Annotated in this window: 15 protein-coding genes; 13 read left to right on the top strand and 2 right to left on the bottom strand. The window is 58.2% G+C overall.

What is annotated here, in order from left to right; genetic code table 11:
- Positions 1–164: 164 nt before the first annotated feature.
- Positions 165–482: a transcriptional regulator BolA gene (gene bolA / locus B8P98_RS21590; RefSeq protein ID WP_025710659.1), complete on the bottom strand. Its 318-nt coding sequence runs from the start codon at positions 480–482 to the stop codon at positions 165–167.
- Between the two features lie 301 nt (positions 483–783).
- Here bolA and B8P98_RS21595 point away from each other — a divergent pair, with 301 nt between their 5' ends.
- The 8 genes from B8P98_RS21595 to B8P98_RS21630 all read left to right on the top strand — a co-directional run bounded on the left by B8P98_RS21595 (position 784) and on the right by B8P98_RS21630 (position 8,726).
- A complete protein-coding gene (locus B8P98_RS21595) occupies positions 784–1,362 on the top strand; it encodes a lipoprotein (RefSeq protein WP_004204800.1) in 579 nt (192 codons plus the stop codon).
- A gap of 43 nt (positions 1,363–1,405) precedes the next feature.
- Positions 1,406–2,881 carry a muropeptide MFS transporter AmpG gene (gene ampG / locus B8P98_RS21600; RefSeq protein WP_025710658.1) on the top strand — a complete coding sequence of 492 codons (1,476 nt, stop codon included), beginning with the start codon at positions 1,406–1,408 and terminating at the stop codon, positions 2,879–2,881.
- A gap of 479 nt (positions 2,882–3,360) precedes the next feature.
- Positions 3,361–4,305, top strand: coding sequence for a cytochrome o ubiquinol oxidase subunit II (cyoA, locus tag B8P98_RS21605; RefSeq protein ID WP_025710657.1), 945 nt, complete (start codon positions 3,361–3,363; stop codon positions 4,303–4,305).
- A 19-nt stretch (positions 4,306–4,324) separates the two neighbouring features.
- Entirely contained in the window at positions 4,325–6,316 is a 1,992-nt protein-coding gene (cyoB, locus tag B8P98_RS21610) for a cytochrome o ubiquinol oxidase subunit I (protein ID WP_004204804.1), read from the top strand.
- Positions 6,306–6,917, top strand: a complete 612-nt coding sequence (locus B8P98_RS21615) for a cytochrome o ubiquinol oxidase subunit III (RefSeq protein ID WP_002891635.1) — start codon at positions 6,306–6,308, stop codon at positions 6,915–6,917. Before cyoB ends, B8P98_RS21615 begins: the two co-directional genes overlap by 11 nt.
- Positions 6,917–7,246, top strand: coding sequence for a cytochrome o ubiquinol oxidase subunit IV (locus B8P98_RS21620; RefSeq protein WP_002891634.1), 330 nt, complete (start codon positions 6,917–6,919; stop codon positions 7,244–7,246). Before B8P98_RS21615 ends, B8P98_RS21620 begins: the two co-directional genes overlap by 1 nt.
- 11 nt (positions 7,247–7,257) lie before the next feature.
- Positions 7,258–8,145, top strand: coding sequence for a heme o synthase (cyoE, locus tag B8P98_RS21625; protein ID WP_025710656.1), 888 nt, complete (start codon positions 7,258–7,260; stop codon positions 8,143–8,145).
- A gap of 248 nt (positions 8,146–8,393) precedes the next feature.
- Positions 8,394–8,726 carry a hypothetical protein gene (locus tag B8P98_RS21630; protein WP_025710655.1) on the top strand — a complete coding sequence of 111 codons (333 nt, stop codon included), beginning with the start codon at positions 8,394–8,396 and terminating at the stop codon, positions 8,724–8,726.
- Positions 8,727–8,765: 39 nt separating this feature from the next.
- On the opposite strand, the gene B8P98_RS21635 is transcribed toward B8P98_RS21630, so the two are convergent.
- Entirely contained in the window at positions 8,766–9,524 is a 759-nt protein-coding gene (locus B8P98_RS21635) for an IclR family transcriptional regulator domain-containing protein (protein ID WP_080897008.1), read from the bottom strand.
- 152 nt (positions 9,525–9,676) lie between these two features.
- On the opposite strand from B8P98_RS21635, the gene B8P98_RS21640 reads away from it, so the two are divergent.
- The 5 genes from B8P98_RS21640 (at position 9,677) to B8P98_RS21660 (ending at position 15,085) form a co-directional block, all read left to right on the top strand.
- Positions 9,677–10,498, top strand: coding sequence for a shikimate dehydrogenase family protein (locus B8P98_RS21640; protein ID WP_025710653.1), 822 nt, complete (start codon positions 9,677–9,679; stop codon positions 10,496–10,498).
- Positions 10,495–12,171, top strand: coding sequence for an FAD-dependent oxidoreductase (locus tag B8P98_RS21645; RefSeq protein WP_025710652.1), 1,677 nt, complete (start codon positions 10,495–10,497; stop codon positions 12,169–12,171). Before B8P98_RS21640 ends, B8P98_RS21645 begins: the two co-directional genes overlap by 4 nt.
- Positions 12,172–12,184: 13 nt before the next feature.
- Positions 12,185–12,505: an NIPSNAP family protein gene (locus B8P98_RS21650; RefSeq protein WP_025710651.1), complete on the top strand. Its 321-nt coding sequence runs from the start codon at positions 12,185–12,187 to the stop codon at positions 12,503–12,505.
- Positions 12,506–12,515: 10 nt separating this feature from the next.
- Complete coding sequence (locus tag B8P98_RS21655; RefSeq protein WP_025710650.1) at positions 12,516–14,204, top strand: FAD-dependent oxidoreductase; 1,689 nt, start codon at positions 12,516–12,518, stop codon at positions 14,202–14,204.
- 62 nt (positions 14,205–14,266) lie between these two features.
- Positions 14,267–15,085, top strand: coding sequence for a sugar phosphate isomerase/epimerase family protein (locus B8P98_RS21660; RefSeq protein WP_025710649.1), 819 nt, complete (start codon positions 14,267–14,269; stop codon positions 15,083–15,085).
- Positions 15,086–15,091 lie beyond the last annotated feature (6 nt).

Consider the following 15,091-nt stretch of genomic DNA (forward strand, 5'->3'; position numbering starts at 1 on the left):
TTGTCGCCCACTGCTGCGGCATTTTTCACATTTCCCGCTCAAATTTGTCCGCAAAAGCGCTAACTTTGCGCATTTTCCAGGCAAAACAAAACGGCCCGTAGGCCGTTTTTGCTAAATCTGCAAGCAACATACTGGAAAAGCGCCAGCGGTTGCAAATGGGATTTCTAGGCGATACTCCCCGCACCGCGGCACGGCGGTGAGGCGAAAACCGTATCCTGTAATGCTTCCCATTCTTTAATCGTATAGGTGTGCAGCGCCAGGGCATGCACTGTACTCGACAGCTCCTCGGTTAGCGTGCCGTAGATCATACGGTGGCGATTGAGGAAACGCTCGCCAGTGAAGCGATCGCTCACTAACACCACTTTAAAATGACTCTCAGAGCCCGCAGGGACGTTGTGACGATAACTTTCATCCACGACTTCGAGATACATCGGGTCGAACGCTGCTCTAAGTTTTGCTTCGATCTGTTCACGTATCATCATGAATTTTCTCCTCCGACAACGCTGAGATGCCGCCACTCCATTTAAATGTTAGCCGCTTTTACCGCTTCCATTAGGAGAAAACAACAAAAAATTAGCATTGTTCTGATATTTTCATTCAAAAGTATCACGTTTACTGGCTCTGGTCGCCAGATCCGCCGGGAAAGCGTGATTAACCGTGGCGCTATGCTCAGAAAACCGCCAGGGCGATGGATTTACACGCGTTGCCACTTCCCCTTGCCGTTAGCGATGCTATGATGGCGGTAATTTTCCTTATAACAACACCATGCGTTGAGACCTGAACATGCTTAAGAAGATCCTTTTTCCGTTGGTCGCCATGTTTATGCTGGCAGGATGCGCCACGCCGCCGACCACTATTGAAGTATCGCCGAAAATCACGCTGCCGCAGCAGGATCCGAGCCTGATGGGCGTGACCGTCAGCATCAACGGCGCTGACCAGCGTCCGGACCAGGCGCTGGCGAAAGTGACGCGCGACAACCAACAGGTCACCCTTACTGCCTCCCGCGATCTGCGTTTCCTGCTGCAGGAAGTGCTGGAGAAACAAATGACCGCTCGCGGCTACATGATTGGCCCGAACGGCGCGGTCGATCTGCAGATTATCGTCAACAAACTTTACGCTGACGTCTCCCAGGGCAACGTGCGCTACAACATCGCCACCAAAGCCGATATCGCCATCATCGCCACCGCGGCGAACGGCACGAAGATGACCAAAAACTACCGCGCCAGCTACTCCGTTGAAGGCGCCTTCCAGGCCTCGAACAAAAACATCGCTGATGCCGTCAACAGCGTCCTGACCGATACCATCGCCGATATGGCGCAGGACACCAGCATCCACGATTTCATCAAGCAAAACGCGCGTTAATGCCACCACGAACCCGGCTTCCGCCGGGTTCGTGCTTTATGCTATGTCCAGTCACTACTTACGCATTTTTCAGCAGCCGAAATCAGCGATTTTGCTGATCCTCGGCTTCGCCTCCGGTCTGCCGCTGGCTCTCACCTCCGGTACTCTGCAGGCCTGGATGACGGTGGAAAATATCGATCTGAAAACGATCGGTTTTTTCTCGCTCGTCGGCCAGGCCTATGTCTTTAAATTCCTCTGGTCACCGCTGATGGATCGCTACACGCCGCCATTTCTGGGGCGCCGTCGCGGTTGGCTGTTGACCACCCAGGTATTACTCCTGCTGGCCATCGCGGCGATGGGCTTCCTTGAGCCGGTCAGCCAACTCCGCTGGATGGCGGCGCTGGCGGTGGTGATCGCCTTCTGCTCGGCGTCGCAGGATATCGTGTTCGATGCCTGGAAAACCGACGTTTTGCCGGCGGAAGAGCGCGGCGCCGGCGCCGCGATCAGCGTGCTGGGCTATCGCCTCGGGATGCTGGTCTCCGGTGGACTGGCCCTGTGGCTTGCCGACCGCTATCTCGGCTGGCAGGGGATGTACTGGCTGATGGCGGCACTGCTGGTGCCCTGTATTATCGCCACGCTGCTGGCGCCCGAACCGAGCGATGTTATTCCGGTCCCCAGATCGCTGGAACAGGCGGTGGCCGAACCGCTGCGCGATTTCTTCGGCCGCAACAACGCCTGGCTGATTCTGCTGCTCATCGTCCTTTATAAGCTCGGCGATGCGTTTGCTATGAGCCTGACCACCACTTTCCTTATCCGCGGCGTGGGGTTTGATGCCGGCGAAGTGGGGATGGTGAACAAAACCTTAGGCCTGTTTGCCACCATTCTCGGCGCCTTGTATGGCGGGGTGCTGATGCAGCGATTGACGCTCTTTCGGGCGCTGCTGATCTTCGGTGTGCTACAGGGAGTCTCCAACGCCGGCTACTGGCTGCTGTCGGTTACCGATAAGCATCTCTATTCCATGGCGACCGCCGTGTTCTTTGAAAACCTGTGCGGGGGGATGGGGACGGCGGCGTTTGTCGCACTGCTGATGACGCTATGCAATAAATCATTCTCCGCCACTCAGTTCGCGCTGCTCTCTGCGCTGTCCGCGGTTGGCCGCGTATACGTTGGGCCGATCGCCGGCTGGTTTGTCGAGGCCCACGGCTGGTCGACTTTCTATCTCTTCTCGGTGGTCGCGGCGGTGCCGGGGATCGCGCTACTGCTGCTGTGCCGGCAAACGCTTGAGCATACCCAGCGCACGGCAAGCTTTATGCCACGAAGTGAATACCCACAGGCCTATGCGCTGGCGCTGAGGATCCTGGCGCTGGGTTGCCTGCTGCTGGCTGTATGGCTGTTACTGCTGGTCATGAACGCGCTGGATTATACGGCGTTCTCTTTCCTGCCCGGCCTGCTGGAGGTGGCGGCGCTGACCGCCGTGGGGGGTATTTTGTTCGGCGGTCTGCTCGACTACCTGGCGCTGCGTAAAACCCGCCTGATTTAAGGATATTGCATCATTATTAGCCGTTGTAATTACGAAACGTAATTATAACGGCTTATTAACGCTTTTATATTGCCCGCTGCGCTATTTGTTGTTTTGTGCGTTTTAGTTTTCTGGAAATTATTGACAGTTTTCATTCGATTCTTTAAATAATTTAACCGATTCAGCTACGGCGATTTTATTTTACGTATTCACAATGTCTTTTATTTGATAATTAAATGTTAAACAATTGTTCTAATTTATGGGTGGTTATGCCCATTCGCCGCTAAGCACTCCTTTTCTTATCCCTTTCGTTATCAATCCCACGAAAATCAGGCTTTGCAAGCTATTACGTAACACTACGTAACATATGTGACAAACCAAGCAGAAGCCGCTAACACAGAACTGACAGAGATCCAATCATGTTTACAGTAATGCAACCTTACCGTAAAATGCCCGTACACTTTAAACGCCACCAGATCCCGTGGAATTGAGGTCGTTCAATGAGACTCAGGAAATACAATAAAAGTTTGGGATGGATGTCATTAATCGCAGGTACTGTATTACTCAGTGGTTGTGATTCTGCACTCCTTGACCCAAAAGGACAGATTGGACTGGAGCAACGCTCTTTGATTCTGACGGCCTTCGGCCTGATGATGATTGTCGTTATTCCCGCCGTCTTGATGGCAGTAGGATTTGCCTGGAAGTATCGCGCGAGCAATAAAGATGCGAAGTATAGCCCGAACTGGTCACACTCCAATAAAGTGGAAGCTGTGGTCTGGACGGTACCTATTCTGATCATCCTGTTCCTGGCCGTTCTGACCTGGAAAACCACTCACGCACTGGAGCCAAGCAAACCGCTTGCCCATGACGAGAAACCAATCACCATCGAAGTCGTATCGATGGACTGGAAATGGTTCTTTATCTATCCGGAACAGGGTATTGCTACCGTTAACGAAATCGCCTTCCCGGCGAACGTACCGGTACACTTCAAAGTGACCTCTAACTCGGTGATGAACTCGTTCTTTATTCCGCGCTTAGGTAGCCAGATTTACGCAATGGCCGGGATGCAGACTCAGCTGCACCTCATTGCTGATGAAGCAGGTACTTATGACGGTATCTCCGCTAGCTACAGTGGCCCGGGCTTCTCTGGTATGAAGTTCAAAGCGATTGCGACCCCGGATCGTGCAACTTTCGATCAGTGGGTGGAAAAAGCAAAACAGTCTCCGAACTCCATGGACTCCATGGCCGCGTTCGAGAAAGTGGCTGTGCCTAGCGAATACAACAAAGTGGAATACTTCTCTAACGTGAAGCCGGATCTGTTCAAAGATGTTGTGAACAAATTCATGTCTCACGAGAGCATGAACATGTCCAAACCTGAAGGCGAGCACGCCGCTCACGACGGGATGGAAGGCATGGACATGAGCCACGCGGAAACCGCTCACTAAGGGGCCGAGGAAGAAAACGATGTTCGGAAAACTTACACTGGATGCAGTGCCCTACCACGAACCTATTATCGTGGTAACGGTGGCTGCGATTATCATTGGGGGACTGGCGCTTCTGGCAGCCATCACTTACTTCGGTAAGTGGTCCTACCTGTGGAACGAGTGGCTGACTTCTGTCGACCACAAACGTCTCGGTATCATGTACGTTATCGTGGCAATCGTCATGCTGCTGCGTGGCTTTGCTGACGCCATCATGATGCGTAGCCAGCAGGTGCTGGCCTCGGCCGGGGAAGCAGGCTTCCTGCCGCCTCATCACTACGATCAGATCTTTACCGCCCACGGCGTTATCATGATCTTCTTCGTGGCGATGCCGTTTGTTATCGGTCTGATGAACCTGGTGGTTCCGCTTCAGCTCGGCGCACGCGACGTAGCCTTCCCGTTCCTCAACAACCTGAGCTTCTGGTTCACCGTTGTGGGCGTGATCCTGGTTAACTTGTCTCTGGGCGTTGGTGAGTTCGCGCAGACCGGTTGGCTGGCCTATCCGCCGTTGTCGGGAATTGAGTACAGTCCTGGTGTAGGGGTCGACTACTGGATTTGGGCGCTGCAGCTCTCCGGTATCGGTACTACCCTGACCGGTATTAACTTCTTCGTGACCATTATCAAGATGCGCGCCCCGGGCATGACCATGTTCAAGATGCCAGTGTTCTCCTGGGCATCTCTGTGCGCTAACATCCTGATTATCGCCTCGTTCCCAATTCTGACCGTCACCATCGCGCTGCTGACCCTGGATCGTTACCTGGGCACCCATTTCTTTACCAACGATATGGGTGGCAACATGATGATGTACATCAACCTGATTTGGGCCTGGGGTCACCCGGAAGTGTACATCCTGGTTCTGCCGGTGTTCGGGGTCTTCTCCGAAATCGCCGCGACCTTCTCGCGTAAGCGTCTGTTCGGTTACACCTCTCTGGTGTGGGCAACCGTCTGTATTACCGTTCTGTCGTTCATCGTTTGGCTGCACCACTTCTTCACCATGGGTGCTGGCGCGAACGTAAACGCCTTCTTCGGTATTACGACCATGATTATCGCAATCCCGACCGGGGTTAAGATCTTCAACTGGCTGTTCACCATGTATCAGGGCCGCATCGTCTTCAACTCGGCGATGATGTGGACTATCGGCTTTATCGTGACCTTCTCCGTAGGTGGGATGACCGGCGTGCTGCTGGCGGTACCGGGCGCGGACTTCGTTCTGCACAACAGCCTGTTCCTGATCGCGCACTTCCATAACGTTATCATCGGCGGCGTGGTATTCGGTTGCTTCGCAGGCCTGACCTACTGGTGGCCGAAAGCCTTTGGTTTCACCCTGAACGAAACCTGGGGCAAACGCGCTTTCTGGTTCTGGATCATCGGCTTCTTCGTAGCGTTTATGCCGCTGTACGTGCTGGGCTTCATGGGGATGACCCGTCGTCTGAGCCAGCAGATCGATCCGCAGTTCCACCCGATGCTGGTTGTTGCAGCTTGCGGTGCGGCGCTGATCGCCTGCGGTATCCTGTGCCAGCTGATTCAGTTCTACGTGTCTATTCGCGACCGCGATCAGAACCGTGACCTGACCGGTGACCCATGGGGTGGTCGTACGCTGGAGTGGGCAACCTCTTCTCCACCGCCGTTCTATAACTTCGCTATCGTTCCTCAGGTTCACGAACGTGATGCCTTCTGGGAAATGAAAGAGAAAGGTGAAGCGTACAAACAGCCTGCTCACTATGAAGAAATTCATATGCCGAAAAACAGCGGCGCCGGCATCGTAATTGCCGCCTTCGCTACGGTATTTGGTTTCGCCATGATCTGGCATATCTGGTGGATGGCGATCGCCAGCTTCATCGGCATCGTAGCGACCTGGATTATTAAGAGCTTTGACGAGGACGTGGATTACTACGTACCGGTTGCAGAAGTCGAAAAACTGGAAAAACAGCATTTCGATGAGATTAACAAAGCAGGGCTGAAAAATGGCAACTGATACTCTTGCGCATACTGCCCACGCGCATGAACACGGGCACCATGATACAGGACCGATGAAGGTATTCGGTTTCTGGATCTACCTGATGAGCGACTGCATCATCTTCGCTACGCTGTTTGCGACCTATGCCGTTCTGGTGAACGGCACGGCCGGCGGACCGACGGGCAAAGATATTTTCGAACTGCCGTTCGTTCTGGTTGAAACCGCACTGCTGCTGTTCAGCTCCATCACCTACGGCATGGCGGCTATCGCCATGTACAAAAACAACAAGAGCCAGGTCGTTTCCTGGCTGGCGTTGACCTGGTTGTTTGGTGCTGGCTTTATCGGGATGGAAATCTATGAATTCCATCACCTGATCATGGAAGGCTTCGGTCCGGATCGTAGCGGTTTCCTGTCAGCGTTCTTCGCGCTGGTCGGCACCCACGGTCTGCACGTGACCTCCGGTCTTATCTGGATGGCGGTGCTGATGTTCCAGGTTTCACGTCGTGGCCTGACCAGCACTAACCGCACCCGTATCCTGTGCCTGAGCCTGTTCTGGCACTTCCTGGACGTCGTGTGGATCTGCGTGTTCTCGGTTGTCTATCTGATGGGGGCGATGTAATGAGTCATTCTACCGATCATAGCGGCGCTTCTCACGGCAGCGTGAAGAGCTACATGACAGGATTTATCCTGTCCATCATCCTGACGGTTATTCCGTTCGCCATGGTGATGAGTGGCTCCGCCTCGCATGCGGTTATCCTTGGCACCATTCTGGTGACTGCTGTGGTGCAGATCGTGGTACACCTCGTGTACTTCCTGCATATGAACAGCAAGTCCGATGAAGGCTGGAACCTGACCGCATTTATCTTCACCGTAATCATCATTGCGATCGTGGTTGTCGGCTCCATCTGGATTATGTGGAACCTGAACTACAACATGATGATGCACTAAGAGCGGCGAGTATGTTTAAGCAATACCTGCAAGTAACGAAACCAGGCATTATTTTTGGCAACCTGATCTCCGTGATCGGCGGTTTCCTGCTGGCCTCCAAAGGCCACATCGACTATCCGCTGTTCGTCTGGACGCTCCTTGGAGTATCCCTGGTGGTCGCCTCGGGTTGTGTATTCAACAACTACATCGACCGGGACATCGATCGTAAGATGGAACGGACGAAAAACCGGGTGCTGGTCAAAGGGCTGATCTCGCCAGAAGCTTCGCTGGTGTACGCCACCTTGCTGGGTATTGCTGGCTTCATGCTGCTGTGGTTCGGCGCTAACCCGCTGGCCTGCTGGCTGGGGGTGATGGGGTTCGTGGTTTATGTTGGCATCTACAGCCTGTACATGAAGCGCCACTCCGTCTACGGCACGCTGATTGGCTCACTCTCCGGCGCAGCGCCGCCGGTGATTGGCTACTGTGCGGTCACCGGTGAATTTGACAGCGGTGCGGCGATCCTGCTGGCTATTTTCAGCCTGTGGCAGATGCCTCACTCCTACGCCATCGCGATTTTCCGCTTTAAGGATTATCAGGCGGCGAACATTCCGGTACTGCCGGTGGTAAAAGGCATTTCGGTTGCCAAAAACCATATTACGCTGTACATCGTCGCCTTTGCCGTAGCGACCCTGATGCTCTCGCTGGGCGGCTACGCCGGGTATAAATACCTGGTCGTGGCGGCAGCGGTCAGCGTCTGGTGGCTGGGAATGGCGCTGCGTGGCTACAAGGTGGCCGATGATAAAGTCTGGGCGCGTAAGCTGTTCGTCTTTTCCATCGTCGCCATCACCGCGCTGTCCGTGATGATGTCCGTTGACTTTATGGTGCCGGATTCACATAGTCTGCTGGCTTACGTGAGATAATCTCCCACTCCAGTATGATCTAAGGCCCCGTTTTTACGGGGCTTTTGCTTTTCCGTTTCATCACCGCTTTCTTTCTCATTTCATACTGCCCTCCCCTTCCCCACCCTATCCGCTATCTTTCCTGCCAAAAAATGAGGAAAAATTGAGCCGATACCCACCGCGCATTACTCGCGCCGCGCGGTCCTGCGATGCTACCTTTCGCCTCGGGCTCATGCCCATTTGGGAAATATTCACTACAAGGAATCGCAATGAAAGAGTTAACACTGAACGAAATGGAGTACATCTCCGGTGGCTTTAGCCTGATCGGCGCGGCGAACGGCTTTGCCAGCTTTGTCGCCAACTCGGCCGTCGGTTTCACCTCGTTTGTTCTCACCTCCGGCACCGCGTTTGCTTCCTTCGTCGGCGACAGCGCGATGGCGTTTGGTTCCTTCCTCACCGGGCAGACAAACTGGGAAACCTTTGTGACCGCCGGTAAGGAAAACTGGGGAAGCTTCGTCAACACTGCTGGCAACAGCTGGAACACCTTTGTCGATAACGCCGCCAGCGACTGGAACAGTTTCCTGAACCAAGCGTCAGCCTAAGCGACGTCTCTCTGAGGGCAGCGCCCTATGCTGCCCTGTTTAACCCACCAGCATCGCCTGTGCGCTGTAGAGCAGATCGAGGTGGTCGCGGCATAATGCTTCCAGCGAAGTACGCGATTGATGGCTGGTCAGACTCAGCGCTCCCCACCAGGTCCCTTCTCTGTCGGTTAACGGTACCGCCAGCACCAGCATACCAATCTCAAACTCCTGTTTGATAGTGGCGTAGCCCTGGCGCCGCACCTGGGCGATCTTCTCCATCAGCGGCGCGATCTCAGTCACCGTGTAGGGCGTGCGTTGTTCCCGGGGTATGCGCTGCAGGACCGCCTCACACTCGGCTTCCGGCAGCGAAGCCAGCCACAATCGCCCCCCGGCGGTACAGAAAATGGGCACCCGCTCCCCCAGCCGCACCGACGTGGAATTAAACGGCGTATGCCGGCTGCGGGCGATATAGACCAGCTCATCTTCGTCCACCACCCCCACCGAGGCATGCTCCTCCGTCCGGCTGGCGATGTATTCGACAATCGGCCGTACCATGCGCGGAAACTGCGCCGAATCGACGTAGGCCTGGCCAAGCCGCAGCGTCTTTGGGGTAAGCCAGTAATAACGCCCGTCGGTTTGCAGATAGCGCTCATGCAGCAACGTCAGCAGAAAACGCCGCGCGGCGCTTTGCGTCAGGCCGCTCATTTTCGCCGCCTGGGCGACGGTGAGCTTTGGGCAGGTTTTGGAAAAAAGCTGGATTAGCGCCAGCCCTTTTTGTAAACCGACGATCAGATCGCGTGGATGAATGGGGTTTTGCATATTCGCTCACATTTTTGCAACATCATTATCGATTTCCTGCGATTATCGCAGCGATCGTGCGATTAACAACCGACATGTCCGAATTCTGCGTTGTCGCTCCCAGCTTCCACTGAAATACTTTCACAACATTCATTTAACAAATGAGGTTTGAAATGGTCAGTGGAACTACCCAGGTCGTCGCCGTGATTGGTCATCCGATCGCCCAGGTGAAATCGCCGGATAACTTCAACCGTTATTTTGCTGAACAGCACATGGACAGCGTCATGATCCCGGTGGATATCGCCCCGGAAGCAGTGGCCGCCTACCTCAACGCCCTGCGCGGCTGGCAGAACATGACTGGCGTGCTGGTAACGGTGCCGCATAAGCAGCGCGCCGCTACGCTGGTCGACGACCTCACGCCGCGCGCGCGTCGTCTCAACGCCGTCAATGTGATCCGTAAGCTGGCGGATGGCCGTTTGCAGGGCGATATGCTGGATGGCGTGGGCTTTCAGCTCGCCGCCGAGGCGCAGGGTTTTCAGCCGACAGGCAAGCTGGCGCTGCTCTCCGGATGCGGTGGCGTCGGCAGCGCTATCGCCTGGGGGCTGTGCGAGGCAGGGATCCGCCAGCTGGCCCTGCACGATCAAAACCCGGCCACCCGGCAACGCCTGCATGACCTTCTTGCCGAAGCCTTTCCAGCAGTGCAACTGAGCGCCCTGCCGGACACCCTTCATGGCGTCGATCTGCTGGTCAACGGTTCGCCGGCCGGCATGGCCGGATTTGATGCCCTCTCCCTGCCACAGACGCTGCTGGAAACCCTCGACAGCGCTACCCACGTGGCGGACGTTGTCACCGCCCCGGTGATGACGCCGTTGCTCACCTTCGCCGCCGCCCGCGGCTGCCGGGTGCAGACCGGGCCGGAAATGGCGCTGGCGCAGATGACGCTGATGGGCCAGTTTATCGGCGCCATCCCGCAGACGCAGGGAGCAGCAGCATGAAGAGCTGGGATGTGATCGTCATCGGCAGCGGCGCGGCCGGTTTTGCCGCCGCGGTCACCGCCAGCTGCAAAGGGCTGTCGGTGCTGATGCTGGAGAAAGCCGGCCAGTTCGGCGGAACCTCGGCGATCTCCGGCGGCGCCGTGTGGCTGCACGATACCGATCAGGCGCGCGCCGCGGGCAAAAGCGGCAGTGCTGAAGCGATAAAAACCTACCTGCAGACCATTATTGGCGAGGGTCAGTACCGCGAAGATCTCGCCGAAGCGTTTGTCAGCGCCGGACGGGAGGCGCTGGCCTTTCTCGAACGTGAAGGCGCGGTGAAATATAGCCTGCGTCCACTTTCACCCGATTACTACCCGGATGAACCCGGCGCCGTCGACGTCGGGCGCGCGCTGGAGGTGGTGGAGTATGACGGCCGTGAACTGGGAGACACCTTTCGCGACCTGCGCTCGCCGCCGCCGGGGATGCTGCTGTTTGGCGGGATGATGGTCAACCGCGTCGATATTCAGCACTTTCTCGATATGCGTCGTTCGCTGCGCTCCCTGGCTCATTGCACCCGACTGCTGCTGCGCTACGCCCGCGACCGGGTGAAGTATCCACGCGGCACCCGTCTGGCGATGGGCAATGCGCTGATAGCGCGCATGGCGGCAACGGCATTGCGCAACGGCATGAGCCTGCGGCTGAATGTCAATGTTCTGGCGCTGTGCGAAACGCAAGGCACGGTTACCGGGGTGGAAATTGAGTATCAGGGACAAAGAGAGACGCTGCACGCCCGTCGCGGGGTGGTCCTGGCCGCAGGCGGCTTTGCCGCGGGCGCGCTGGCGGCGCGCTATCGGCCATACACCCGCGAACACTTCACCATGTCACCGCCCGCCAACGATGGCGCCGCGCTGCGTCTCGCGGCGGCGCTTAACGCTCGTGAGGGAGCCGATCGGCCATCCAACTTTTTCTGGGCGCCGGTATCGGTGTTGACCCGGGCAGATGGCAGCGAGGAGCGTTTCCCCCATCTGGTGACCGACCGGGCCAAGCCGGGCGTGATTGCCGTCAATCAGCGGGCGGTACGCTTCGTCAACGAGTCCAGCTCCTATCACCATTTTGCCAGCGCGATGCAGCGTGCTGCGGAAAATGCCCCCTGCTTTTTACTCTGCGACGCCCAGGCAATGAAGCGTTACGGCCTCGGGCTGGCACGCCCGGCGCCGGTCAATAATGATGCCCTGGTCGCCGCTGGCTATCTGCACAAAGCCGATACCCTGGCCGCGCTGGCGCAGCAGCTTGGTCTGGATGCCCAAACCCTGAGCGAGACGGTTGCCCGCTACAACCGTGACGCCGCACAGGGCGTGGATCGGGAATTTGCTAAAGGCGGCAACAGCTATAACCGGGCGATGGGCGATCCGGGCCATCAGCCTGACGCTTGTAATGCTCCCCTGCTCAGCGCGCCGTTCTATGCCATCAAACTTTATACCGGCGACCTGGGGACATCGCGGGGCCTGGTCACCACCGCCGATGCGCAGGTCGTCAACGCGGAAGGAAACCCCATTCCGGGGCTGTACGCCGTCGGAAATGACATGGATTCGCTGATGGCCGGCACCTACCCCGGCCCCGGTATCACCCTCGGGCCGGGGCTGACGTTTGGTTACCTCGCCGCCTGCCATCTGGCACAACACTCCACCCACTAATCAGGAAAACATCATGATCTACGAAAAACGCACCTACACCATCAATCCGCTGAAAATGGCCGACTGGCTGGCGCTGTATCAAAGCGATGCCCTGGCGGTGCAAACCGAGCATCTCGGCAAGCTGATCGGCTTCTTTTTTACCGAGATCGGCGTGGTCAATCAGGTGGTGCACATCTGGGCTTACGAAAGCCTTGACGATCGCCTGGTACGCCGCGCGCGGATGGCCCAGGACGAACGCTGGCAGACCTTCTCGCGCAAAAATCGCGAACTGGCCGCCGTGGAACGCCTCGAGTCGGTGCTGATGCGCCCCACCGCTTTTTCACCCCTGCAGTAAGGAGTCCATCATGAGCGGGCCTGTGAAGGTGGATGTGCTGGTGGTCGGCTCCGGCGCGGCGGGGCTTTCTGCCGCGGTGACCGCGGCGATGCACGGCGCCAGCGTCATGGTGGCGGAGAAAGCGTCAGTGATCGGCGGAACCAGCGCCTGGTCCGGCGGCTGGCTGTGGATCCCCCGCAACCCGCTGGCGCGGGCGGAGGGCATCGATGAAGCAGCCGACGCGCCGCTGACCTATCTGCAGCATGAGATGGGGGGCGAAGCCGCCGACGTTCGTCTGCAGACCTTCCTGCGCTACGGGCCAGAGATGGTGGAATTTTTCCATCAGCGGACGGCGGTGCAGTTTCTCTCAGGTAGCGCCATGCCGGACTTTCACGCGTCGCCAGGCGCAGCGAACGGCGGGCGGTCGGTTACCGCGCAGCCCTACGATGGCCGCCTGCTCGGTGACTGGCTCCATCGCCTGCGTCCGCCGCTGGAGACCATTAGCCTGGGCGGGATGGGCATTGCCGGCGGCGCGGATATGGCGCATTTTTTCAATGCCACCCGCTCGCCGCGCTCTGCGCTGTATGCCGCCCGTCGCCTGCTGCGCCACGGCTGGCAGCGGCTGCGTACCGGACGGGGACAGCATCTGGTCAATGGCAATGCGCTGGTCGCCCGTCTGCTGCGTTCCGCCCTCGACGCCGGAGTGCGTTTTCAGCTCAATGCCCCGGTGGTCCGGCTGCTGCAGGGGCCGCTGGGCGTGTCCGGCGCGGTGCTGCGCAGCGACGGCGGGGAAATTCACGTCGAAGCAGGCGCCGTGGTGCTGGCCTGCGGCGGTTTTCCCCACGATCGGCAGCGGCTGGCGCAGGTAGTGCCTCATGCTGCAGAGGGTTACGGCCATTTCTCCGCCGCGCCGCCGAACAATCAGGGCGAGGGGATCAGGCTTGGCGAATCCGTCGGCGGCCAGTTCGACACCCGCCTGCGCCACCCGCTGGCCTGGGCGCCAGTGTCCCGCGTCACCCTGGCCAGCGGCCAGCAGCTGATGTTTCCCCATCTGGTGGAGCGCGCCAAGCCCGGCGTGATTGCCGTCCTGCCCAACGGCAAACGCTTTGTTAACGAGGCCGACTCCTATCATGACTTTATCGCCGCCCTGCTGGCGGCCACACCTGCGGGTGACGCGCCGCAGGCCTGGCTGCTGGCCGATCGTCGCGCGCTGCGTCGCTACGGCCTGGGCCACGCCAGACCCTTCCCGTTCTCCCCCACCGCCTGGCTGCGTACCGGTTACCTGCTGCGGGGAAACACCCTGGCGGAGCTGGCAAAGCAGTGCGCCATCGACGCCAATACGCTGGCGGAAACGGTGGAACGCTTTAACCGCTTCGCCAGCGCCGGCGAAGACGTCGACTTTCACCGCGGGGCCTCAGCCTATAACCGTGCCCAGGGTGATCATCAGGTGACGCTCGGACCGCTGCGCGAAGGGCCGTTCTATGCGGTGCGCATTCTGCCCGGCTCGTTAGGTACCTTCAGCGGCTTGCAAACCGACGAACGCGCCCGGGTGCTGGATGAACAGCAGCAGCCGATACCGGGTCTGTTCGCCATCGGCAACGACATGTCGAGCGTGATGCGCGGCTATTACCCCAGCGGAGGGATCACCCTCGGGCCCGCCATGACCTTTGGCTATCTGGTGGGTAAAAATCTGGCCGAAAACACAATAAAAACAAAGTAATAAACAACCAGGGACGGCAATACCCATAACTATCCTCACCTGCAACTGTACCGGAGCCCTTTATGAACATGCGTACCCTATCGCTCGCCGCCCTGACCCTGCTCGATGTCCCTCCCCCCGAACAGGTGCGGATAGCGGCCAGAACCGGTTTTACCCACGTTGGTCTGCGACTGCTTCCCGCCACGCCGACCGACCCGGACTACGACATGCTGGGCGATACCCCCGCCGTGCGCGCGACGCTCGCCGCGCTGATGGAAACCGGCATCCGCGTGTCGGACGTCGAGATCGTCCGCCTGACTCCCGGATTTACGCTCGACGATCGGCTGCAGCGGTTTATGGAGACTGCGGCGCGGCTTGGCGCCAGACAGGTGCTGGTCGCCGGCAATGACAACAACCTTCAGCGCAGCGCTGACAACCTGGCCATCCTCGCCGCGGCCAGTCGCCCCTATGGGCTGACCATGAACCTTGAGCCGATGCCCTGGACCCAGTTGCGCACTATCGCCGATGCGCAGGCGCTGATCGCCGCCTGCGGGCGGGAAGATATCGGCATCCTGGTGGACGCCCTTCATTTCTGGCGCGCGGGAGAATCGCTCGCCGCCCTCTCCAGCCTGCCTGCACATCAGTTGAACTATATGCAGCTCTGCGATGGCGCGGCGCAGAGGCCGGAAAGCGAGCAGGAGCTCATCCGCCAGGCCCGTTCGGCGCGCAATGTGCCAGGGGAAGGCGGTCTGGATCTGCACGGTCTGATGTCGGCCCTGCCGGCGACGCTGCCGGTCTCCCTCGAAGTGCCGCTCGACGGCGAGCAGGGCGCCCTGCCGCCCCTCCAGCGGGCGCAATTACTGTTCAATGCCGCGCAGCCCTACCTGCGCGCCTGCGCATAAGGAATA

Origin of the sequence: Klebsiella quasivariicola (assembly GCF_002269255.1) — a bacterium.
Taxonomy (GTDB): domain Bacteria; phylum Pseudomonadota; class Gammaproteobacteria; order Enterobacterales; family Enterobacteriaceae; genus Klebsiella; species Klebsiella quasivariicola.

Coding starts and splice junctions, on each gene's coding strand:
- bolA (WP_025710659.1), bottom strand. CDS start 482: ATGATGATACGTGAACAGATCGAAGCAAAACTTAGAGCAGCGTTCGAC.
- B8P98_RS21595 (WP_004204800.1), top strand. CDS start 784: ATGCTTAAGAAGATCCTTTTTCCGTTGGTCGCCATGTTTATGCTGGCA.
- ampG (WP_025710658.1), top strand. CDS start 1,406: ATGTCCAGTCACTACTTACGCATTTTTCAGCAGCCGAAATCAGCGATT.
- cyoA (WP_025710657.1), top strand. CDS start 3,361: ATGAGACTCAGGAAATACAATAAAAGTTTGGGATGGATGTCATTAATC.
- cyoB (WP_004204804.1), top strand. CDS start 4,325: ATGTTCGGAAAACTTACACTGGATGCAGTGCCCTACCACGAACCTATT.
- B8P98_RS21615 (WP_002891635.1), top strand. CDS start 6,306: ATGGCAACTGATACTCTTGCGCATACTGCCCACGCGCATGAACACGGG.
- B8P98_RS21620 (WP_002891634.1), top strand. CDS start 6,917: ATGAGTCATTCTACCGATCATAGCGGCGCTTCTCACGGCAGCGTGAAG.
- cyoE (WP_025710656.1), top strand. CDS start 7,258: ATGTTTAAGCAATACCTGCAAGTAACGAAACCAGGCATTATTTTTGGC.
- B8P98_RS21630 (WP_025710655.1), top strand. CDS start 8,394: ATGAAAGAGTTAACACTGAACGAAATGGAGTACATCTCCGGTGGCTTT.
- B8P98_RS21635 (WP_080897008.1), bottom strand. CDS start 9,524: ATGCAAAACCCCATTCATCCACGCGATCTGATCGTCGGTTTACAAAAA.
- B8P98_RS21640 (WP_025710653.1), top strand. CDS start 9,677: ATGGTCAGTGGAACTACCCAGGTCGTCGCCGTGATTGGTCATCCGATC.
- B8P98_RS21645 (WP_025710652.1), top strand. CDS start 10,495: ATGAAGAGCTGGGATGTGATCGTCATCGGCAGCGGCGCGGCCGGTTTT.
- B8P98_RS21650 (WP_025710651.1), top strand. CDS start 12,185: ATGATCTACGAAAAACGCACCTACACCATCAATCCGCTGAAAATGGCC.
- B8P98_RS21655 (WP_025710650.1), top strand. CDS start 12,516: ATGAGCGGGCCTGTGAAGGTGGATGTGCTGGTGGTCGGCTCCGGCGCG.
- B8P98_RS21660 (WP_025710649.1), top strand. CDS start 14,267: ATGAACATGCGTACCCTATCGCTCGCCGCCCTGACCCTGCTCGATGTC.